The 6,419-nt window shown below is 70.4% G+C and carries 6 protein-coding genes; 3 read left to right on the top strand and 3 right to left on the bottom strand.

The genetic code is table 11. The annotated features are described in order from the left end of the window. The first annotated feature begins 144 nt into the window (after positions 1–144). The gene (locus tag SSP08S_RS52800; protein ID WP_019075734.1) at positions 145–885 is read left to right on the top strand and encodes a GNAT family N-acetyltransferase; all 741 of its coding nucleotides are present in this window, start codon (positions 145–147) and stop codon (positions 883–885) included. A gap of 28 nt (positions 886–913) precedes the next feature. Here the strand turns inward: SSP08S_RS52800 and SSP08S_RS52795 are convergent, their stop codons facing one another. Beyond that, entirely contained in the window at positions 914–2,284 is a 1,371-nt protein-coding gene (locus tag SSP08S_RS52795; protein WP_019075733.1) for a histidine-type phosphatase, read from the bottom strand. 57 nt (positions 2,285–2,341) lie between these two features. Further along, positions 2,342–2,512 (bottom strand): hypothetical protein, encoded by a 171-nt coding sequence (locus SSP08S_RS62310; RefSeq protein ID WP_019075732.1) that lies wholly within the window; start codon positions 2,510–2,512, stop codon positions 2,342–2,344. A gap of 180 nt (positions 2,513–2,692) precedes the next feature. Here SSP08S_RS62310 and SSP08S_RS52785 point away from each other — a divergent pair, with 180 nt between their 5' ends. Beyond that, positions 2,693–3,436, top strand: coding sequence for a GPP34 family phosphoprotein (locus SSP08S_RS52785; RefSeq protein WP_019075731.1), 744 nt, complete (start codon positions 2,693–2,695; stop codon positions 3,434–3,436). A gap of 10 nt (positions 3,437–3,446) precedes the next feature. On the opposite strand, the gene SSP08S_RS52780 is transcribed toward SSP08S_RS52785, so the two are convergent. Then, positions 3,447–4,265, bottom strand: coding sequence for an SAM-dependent methyltransferase (locus SSP08S_RS52780; RefSeq protein WP_019075730.1), 819 nt, complete (start codon positions 4,263–4,265; stop codon positions 3,447–3,449). A gap of 302 nt (positions 4,266–4,567) precedes the next feature. Between SSP08S_RS52780 and SSP08S_RS52775 the strand changes: the two genes are divergently transcribed. Beyond that, on the top strand, positions 4,568–6,418 hold the full coding sequence (locus SSP08S_RS52775; RefSeq protein WP_019075729.1) for a DEAD/DEAH box helicase: 1,851 nt from the start codon (positions 4,568–4,570) through the stop codon (positions 6,416–6,418). The last annotated feature ends 1 nt before the right edge of the window (position 6,419 follow it).

Here is a 6,419-nt window from a genome sequence, read left to right as displayed (position 1 = left end):
CCGGTGGAGGGTGGGCAGTTGAGGGCTGACGATGGCGGTCGTCCTGTGGGGGCTGGGCAGTTGTTGCCCGATGACGCCGGTCGTCCGGTGGAGGGTAGGCAGTTGCTGCCCGACCATGCCGGTCGTCCAGTCGGGGCCCCGCACTTGCTGCCCGACAACCCGGGGCATCTGCTCTGGGCCGCGCAACTCCGCCCCGACGGCCGCCCCGGCCCCGGTGTCCGTGTCTTCCGGCGAGGCTCGGCGACCGCCGTGGTCAGTCCCGGGCTGTCCGGGCGGGACCGGATCGCGGTCGGCGGGGAGGTGGACGACGCGCTGGTCCTCGTACGGGACGAGGTTCTGGCGGAGGTCGGGCCGGGCTACCGTCCGTTCGGGGACGCGGAGTTGATCGGCGCGCTGGTGCGGGGGATTCCCGGGCTGGTGGGCGCCGGTGGTCCCGGGTTCCTGTGGATGGAGACGGCGGAGTCGCCGTCCGTCGTCCCGGAGGGCGTGGGGTGGCTCGACGCGGAGGGGGAGCGGGAGGCGGTGGCGCTCTTCGAGGACTCGTTCCCCGGTTCGTACGCCCGACCCGGCCGCCCCGGAGCCCGCCGCTGGGCCGGTGCCTACGGCCGAGGCGGTGTGTTGCTCGCCGTGGCCGGGGACGCCTGGTCCGGGGGCGGGTGCGGCTTCATGGCCGGGGTCGTGACGCGGCCGGAGGCGCGGGGGCGTGGGCTGGGTGTGGCCGTGTCGCGGTTCGTCGTCGACGCGCTGGTGCGGGAGTACGGGCGGGCCGCGCTGATGGTGGACGCCGACAACCCGGCCGCGATCGCCGCGTACCGGCGGGCCGGGATGCGGGGCCGGGAGTTCGCGGCGGCGGCCCGCGCCCGGGGGAGCGCGGAGCCGTCGTAGAGCCGGCCGGTACCGGTGCGGGCGGCGGTCAGCCGTTGGAGGGCGTGCGGCCGAAGCAGCGCTCCAGCTCGTTCAGGTCGTAGAACTTGCTGCCCTTCGAGACCGGACGGCAGCCCGCCTTGAACGCGGTCTCCTTCTCGTTGTAGAGCATGCGCACGAGGTAGGTGCTGCCCTTGCGGTAGACGTCCCACTGGATGTTCGAGCCGAGCGGGGCGACGGCGGCGCCGCGCCAGGGGTTCGTGGCGTACGTGTACGGCTGCTCGACCGTGACGGCCTTCGTGCTCCCCGGCAGGCCCATCAGCGCGGCCAGCGGGATGATCTCCTCGGCGTGGGTGAACCGGAGTTCCGCGCCCAGGTCGCTCGTGCCGTCGCGCTTGGCCTCGACCTTCTTGAAGAAGTCGTCGAGCAGGACGCCGGCCATCTTGTACGTGATGTCGCTGTCCGCGAAGCCCGGCCCCTTCTCGTAGAAGTCCTCGGCGTCGGAGACGTACCCGAACCAGTCGGCGTCGCGCGCCGAGATGTACCGGTCCATGCCCCAGCCCTTGCCGCCCGGGCTCTCCTCGCTCATCGCGGGGGCGATGGCGTAGAGGTCGTAGACGGCGGTGGCGGCCTCGACGTCCGTGCCGATCGACGCGAACTCGCCCGCCGTGATCCGGTCCACGAACGCGGGCTTGAAGAGCTTCCTCAGTACGTCGCGGGCGGCACGGTGGGTCCTGGGCTGGTCGGTGATGGACGTCAGGGTGGTGGCCAGCCGCTGGTCGTTGGCGATGTAGTCGCGGTACGCGGCACCGCCGGCGGCCTTGTGGAAGTAGAGGAGGTCCTTGTCGGTACGGGTCGCGCCGATGAGGGAGGTGAGGTCGGGGTCGCTCTGGGCGAGGGCGGCGCCGTAGAGGTTGGCGCTGTCGACGGCGCGTCCCTGTCCCGAACTGACGACGTCGATGGGCTCCTTGTCCTTCGCGATCGAGGCGAAGAGGGTCGGCAGCCGCTTCGCCATGCGGGTCGCGGTGGCCTGGATCTCGGCCTTGCCGCGCGCGCTGAGGTTGCCGTAGCCGATCGTGCTCATCGCGGCTTCGAGGGCCTGCGTCTTCGGCCCGAACTCCCGTCCCTTCGCGGTGAGTTGGCCCTCCGCCTCGGCCTTGTTCCACAGCGCGAGGATCAGGTCGCCGTCCTCGCTGTCGGTCGCGGAGCGCGAGCCGTGCCGGGACACGTTCTCGGTGAAGACGGGGGTGAAACCGGCCGGGGCCTTCTGATACGACCGGGAGTCCTGCTCCGGCGCGTACACGGCCTTCGTACCGTAACTGTCGGTGTGGGCGCTGCCGCCGGGGGCGGCCTGAGCGGCGAACGGGGTGGCCAGCAGCGCGGCCGTGCCGAGGACCGCGGCGAGGGTGACACGTCTCATGAGCCGCATGTTTCGCGGGGGATGTGAACGCCGGGTGCACTGGGAGTGACGTCGGGTTCAGGGCCGTACGGCGCTCTCCGCACTCTCGACCGGGGCGAACAGGTGGGCCATCGCCTGCCAGAGGGGCATCACGCGGGGCGTGGAGCGCGGGGTCCGCCGGGGAGCGGCCGCCGACGGCTGGGCGGTGCGGGTGTTCTTCGCGAGGGAGACGGCGGTGGCGTGCGGCATGTCGGGTTCCTTCCGGTGGGCCGTTGACCTCGGCCTTGGCTCTGGCCTTCTGAGATCTACGATCCCGCCGGCGGGGCACCGCCACGAGGGGGTGGGCTACCGGGTGGGGGGTGTAGGTGGCTCCACCGTCACGGCCGTGGGAGAGGAGAAGGACCACGCACGAACGCCCCGCCGTGCAGAATGCACCGCGTGTTCGGACCCACGCCGCTCCAACGACTGTCCCTGCCCGAGGAGTTCGCCCTGCTGTCGTACGGCGAGAACGGCAGGGTGCCCAACTCCCGGCAGACCGCAGCCGGCTGCGCGGCGGCGGAACTCGGTGAATTGGCCCTGCGGAGAAGGCTGTTGGTCAGGCCGAGGAAGACCAGGAAACTGGGCGTCGACATCTACCAACTCCGTGGCGAGATAGAGCTGTCGCCCAACACGCCCAACACGCCCAACACGCCCCACGCAGGCCTGACTTGGGCGGAAGACCTGCTGGCGGCCCTGTGGACCCGTACCTCCGCCCTCACCCCTCGCCCCCTCACGGTGACCCGTTGGCTAAGGGAACGCGGCCGGGAAGCACTCGCGCTGCACACGAGCGCACTCGTCGAGCGAGGCGTACTACGGCACAGACCCGGCACCCTGCTCACCAGAACACGCCACCACCCGGACACCGCCCTCCACACCGCCCTGATCGACGGCGTCTGTGCCGTCCGCGCCGAACAGGTGCCGCTGGACGAACACATGCTGTTCCTCTGCGACTTGCTGGACGGCGCCGACCTGACGAAGGACTTCGGCCTCACCATGACCCGCCCCCAACGCCTCGAACGCGCCCGGGGCATCGGCGCCGCAGGCGCCCTCCCGGAAGCCCTGCGCGACACGAGTACCGTGCTGGGCTTCTCACTGCCGGGCCGACAGGGCAGAACGATCACGGTGGGCGACTAGCGGTCGCCCACTACCTATCCTTCCGGGCCACCCCGCCGTAGATGCCGATCGGTGCGGCGCCCGGGTCTGGAGTCTCCTCGGGCCGCCAGTGCGTGACCCGGACCAGGCCCGGGTCCACGAGGGTGAAGTCGCCGAAGAAGTCCAGGACTTGGGCGTGGGTGCGGAGGTTGAGGGTGGCGGTGGCGCGGTTGTAGACGGACGCCGCCTCCTCGCGCTGGTCCTCGTGGACGTCACCCGTGGCGTGGGACAGGACGAGATAGGAACCGGCCGGCAGCGCGTCGCGCAGGGTGGCGACGATGCCGTAGGGGTCCCCGTCGTCGGCGAGGAAGTGCACGACCGCCACCAGCAGTACGGCCACCGGTTGGTCGAAGTCGATCGCCTTGCGGACCTCGGGGTGGTCGAGGATGGCGCGGGCATCGCGCAGGTCGGCCAGGATGACGGAGGTGTCGGTGCCCTCCATGAGGGCCATCGAGTGGGTGCTGACGATCGGGTCGTTGTCGACGTAGACGATCCGCGTGTCCGGGGCGACGGCGTGCGCGATCTGGTGGACGTTCGGCTCGGTGGGCAGCCCGGTGCCGATGTCGAGGATCTGCCGCACCCCGCCCTCCTCCACCACGTGCCGGACGGCCCGGTGCATGAAGCGCCGGTTGGCCCGGACACCCTCCCGCACCTCGGGAGCGGCCTTGATGAACTGCTCGGCGGCGTCCCGGTCGACCGGGTAGTTGTCCTTCCCCCCGAGGAAGTAGTCGTACATCCGCGCCGGGTGGGGCTTGCTGGTGTCGATGATCAGTGGCTGGGCGCCACTGCCGTCCCCGCTGGGAGAGGTCATGAGGCCAGGCTCCGTCTTGGTGAGTGGCTGTCAGATCATCATCCTGACACGCCCGCTGTCGTCCGGGCGACGACTCCGCCGGATCGGGAATTGACAAAACGGATTTCGATATGTCCTCGGCGGATTTATGAAACGGTCCGCTATTTCTCTTGAATTAGTTGACAGGTGAGGGGTGGTGTGGTCCCTGTAACTTCCTCTGGGGGTGCGCTGGTTCATGAGGGAATGGAATTGACAGGAGGCTTTTCGTTCCCTACCTTCCAGGCGTCAGTTCTTTATTCGAGCGCACCCGAGGTTGTTTCTTCGTGCAGGCCACTTATCTGCCCGACCGGCACATGTTCGCCCTGTGGAACTGGTCGGGCGGGGCCGTCTCCACGGCCCCGCCCGCCGATGACGTCGAGGCCATCGCTCTGGTCGTCCCGACCCCGGACCTCGACGGGTTCGAGGTGACCGACGTCGACTGCGCGCTCCTCGAGCCGGACCGGCTCGCCGACACGCCCCTCGACGCGCCCGGCCGTTCGGTGGCTGCCTGGCGGCAACTGCTCGCGGGCGGCGACGCGCCCCTCCCGATCGCGGCGCACGCCGTCCCCGACGCCACCGGTGTCGCCGTCACGTCCGCGGCCCACGCCGTGGCCGTCTTCCGCCACACCCGCGCCGTAGCCACCGAACTGCGCGCCGCACTCACCGCCGCGCTACGGCCGTACCAGGTGCGCGGGGTGAGCTGGCTGCGGGAGACCGCCGACGCGCACGGCGGCGCGGTGCTCGCCGACGAGATGGGGCTCGGCAAGACGCTCCAGGCCATCGGCTACCTCACCGGACGGGCCGCGGAAGGCCCCCAACTGGTCGTGTGTCCCACGTCGTTGGTCGGGAACTGGGCCCACGAGATCGAGCGGTTCGCCCCCGCCCTCCGGACGACGACCTGGCGCGGCGGCCCACTGGAGACGGTGGCCGCCGGCACGGTCGTCCTCACCGGCTACCCGACCCTGCGCCTCCACGGCCCCGCCCTGACGGAACAGCGGTGGATCACCGCCGTATTCGACGAGGCACAGGTCCTGAAGAACCCCCGTACCCAGGTGTCGAAAGCCGCGCGGACCCTTGTGGCCGACACCCGGATCGCCCTGACCGGAACACCCGTGGAAAACCACCTCGAAGAACTCTGGGCACTGCTCAACCTGGTCGCACCGCACCAGTTCGGAAACAGGACGCAATTCCGCCGCCGTTTCGTCCGGCCGATCGCGGAGGGCTCCGTCGCCGCCGCGGCCCGACTGCGCGGGGTGATCGAACCGGTCGTCCTGGCGCGGAAGAAGGCCCAGGTCGCCGGCTCGCTCCCGGCCAAGATCCACGCCGACCTGATCTGCGACCTCACCGAGGAACAGCAGCGGTCGTACGACCGTGTCCTGGACCAGGTCGTCGACGACGGCTTCGGCAGCGGGGCGCAGCGCCGCACCAAGGTGCTGGCGGCCCTGACCGCGCTCAAACAGGTCTGCAACCATCCGGCCTTGCTCACCGACGACCTGGACGGCGGGGACGGCGGGGACGGCGGGGACGGCGGGGACGGCAGGAACGGCAGGAACGGCAGGGACGAGCTGGCGGGCAGGTCGGGAAAGCTCGACCTCTGCACCGACATCGTGGCCAACAACCTCGAAACCGGCTCGCCCACCCTGATCTTCACGCAGTACGTCCGGACCGGTGAACTGCTGGTACGGCACTGCGCGGAACAGTTCGGGATCGAAGTGCCGTTCTTCCACGGCGGTTTGCGACAGGACCAGCGCTCCGACCTCGTCCGCCGCTTCCAGTCCCCCGACGGCCCGCAGGTGATGGTGCTCAGCCTGAAGGCCGGCGGCACCGGGCTCACACTCACCCGCGCGGCCGACGTCATCCACTTCGACCGCTGGTGGAACCCGGCCGTCGAGGCCCAGGCCTCCGACCGCGTCCACCGCATCGGGCAGACCCGCACGGTCACCATCACCACACTGACCACCGGGACGACGGTCGAGGAGCACATCGCGGCCATGCACGCACGTAAATCCACACTGACCGGCATAACCGGTACGGCCGACACCACCGACACCAGCGACATGGCCGGTGTCGCGCAACTGGCGCTCCTCGACGACGACCGTCTCATCGAGGTCCTGCGCCGGAAGCGGGCCAACTGAC

This window comes from Streptomyces hokutonensis (genome assembly GCF_000376565.1).
GTDB lineage: Bacteria > Actinomycetota > Actinomycetes > Streptomycetales > Streptomycetaceae > Streptomyces > Streptomyces hokutonensis.
This window is presented reverse-complemented; position numbering and strand designations above follow the sequence as displayed.

Coding starts and splice junctions, on each gene's coding strand:
- SSP08S_RS52795 (WP_019075733.1), bottom strand. CDS start 2,284: ATGAGACGTGTCACCCTCGCCGCGGTCCTCGGCACGGCCGCGCTGCTG.
- SSP08S_RS62310 (WP_019075732.1), bottom strand. CDS start 2,512: ATGCCGCACGCCACCGCCGTCTCCCTCGCGAAGAACACCCGCACCGCC.
- SSP08S_RS52785 (WP_019075731.1), top strand. CDS start 2,693: ATGCACCGCGTGTTCGGACCCACGCCGCTCCAACGACTGTCCCTGCCC.
- SSP08S_RS52780 (WP_019075730.1), bottom strand. CDS start 4,265: ATGACCTCTCCCAGCGGGGACGGCAGTGGCGCCCAGCCACTGATCATC.